A 1,788-nucleotide genomic window follows, 5' to 3' on the forward strand; every position below is an offset into this window, starting at 1 on the left:
TAGGGAAGAAATCCAAGTCATCAAGTACTTTTTCATTGTCTAAAACTATTGCACCAGTTTGATTCTGTCCTGTGTAGTATTGTTGATAGCTCTCAACCCTCACACCAACGATAGTTTTTAACTTTTCTGTCAAAGACATCTCGTTAGACACATATACACCCGCATTAGAGATGTTTGAGTTATAATCATTTGGGTTAATAGGAATGAAAGTTGGCTCGTAACGTGTACCATCGTTTCCATCTAAGTTTGGATAAAGATTCTCTTCTTTAAACAAATCATCTGGATTCATAGTCACTTCCACATTAAAAGGAATAATCTGGAATGACTCGATATTATAGTCTCTGTTTTTGTAAGTATAACTTGAACCAAATTTTAATTTGGCGTCCTCACCGAAAAGCTCATATCTCTTAGTTAAGTCAACTTTTCCAACTGCGTTATATTCCTCTAAAGTTCTCCAGATTCTTTCTGGCAAACCTGACTCGGTTCCAATTGATGGATTAGAGTTATCAGTTCTGATTCTGGTAAATCTAATATCTGGGTCATTTATTTTTGATAAGGTTGGAGAAAGTTTCCAATCAATTTCCCAATCTCCGGCACTGTTTACGTGAGTACCATTTAATAAAATATTAGTAAGAGACCTTTGGCTGTACTCCAGGTTTGATTGAACTGCTTCAAAGTTCGCCCCCTGGTCTGAGTTTACATAGTCAAACTTACCTGCTTTTGACTCACCGTTTTGAAGGTGCAGTATGTTTAGTCTGTATTTGGCTAAATCATTTTTCAGGGCTAAGCCTGCTAATCCACCTAATAATACATTATTTACGCCATAGTCACCTTTTTGATATTCCCTTCTTTCGAGCTCTGTTTCAGAAGCATCTAATTGATCTTGTCCATATCTTCCGTAAATGGCATCCTCGTAATATTCGGTGTCGTTTTTGTAAGTAAGAGCAAAGTTATAACCGATGGTTGAGTTACCCGCAGCAACTTGATTTCCCATTGATAAACCCAGGCCATAGTTCATAAAGCTCTGTTCTCTCATCGCATCGAGTGTAGGGTTAAAACCATTTAAGATATCTAAGTACTGTTGCCTACGCGCTCCGTTGCTTCCAACAATTTCTGCAAATTGAGGTACATCAGAGATACCTTTGGTTGGGATATCACGTGTTCCATCGTCAAAACCTAAAAAGTCTGTGCTACCACCTTCGTAAGTAAGGTAGTCCTTATTAAAGTGCATGTTAGGATTGTATCCTAAACTAGCTGAAACCTTTACTACCTTTTCTTCAGGAAAATCCTTTAGGTCGATATTTACCAAACCTCCAACAAAATCTGCAGGAAGATCACTGGTAAAAGATTTTAATACGATGATGTTGTCTATAACGTTGGTTGGGAAAATATCCATTTGCAACGTATTTCTATCAGGATCTAGACCTGGGATGTCTACTCCATTTAAAATAGATTTTGTGTATCTATCTCCTAAGCCACGTACATAAACGTATTTTCCACCTTCAATAGAAACACCCGGTACACGCTTTACTGCAGCGGCAGCATCAGAATCACCTATTTTTCTAAAGTTTGCAGAAGACACACCGTCAAGTACGTTGGCAGACTTTCTTTTTACTGTAAGGATGGCTTCTTCTGTAGTTTTTATTGCTTCAGCAGTAACAACTACCTCAGCAAGTTCCTCTACATCTTCAGAAAGCCTTATGTTTTCCAGTAGAGTTACTTCTCCTGAATTAACGACTACTCCTTCAATTGTTAATTTCTTATATGAAACAAAAGAAACCTGTAAAT

The 1,788-nt window shown here is 37.5% G+C and carries 1 protein-coding gene; it reads right to left on the reverse strand.

Features of this window, described 5'->3' with window-relative positions; genetic code table 11:
* A partial coding sequence (locus tag E1176_RS01535; protein WP_155208818.1) for a TonB-dependent receptor domain-containing protein occupies positions 1–1,788 on the reverse strand: 1,788 nt, incomplete at both ends.

The organism is Fulvivirga aurantia (assembly GCF_009711475.1).
GTDB classification, from domain to species: domain Bacteria; phylum Bacteroidota; class Bacteroidia; order Cytophagales; family Cyclobacteriaceae; genus Fulvivirga; species Fulvivirga aurantia.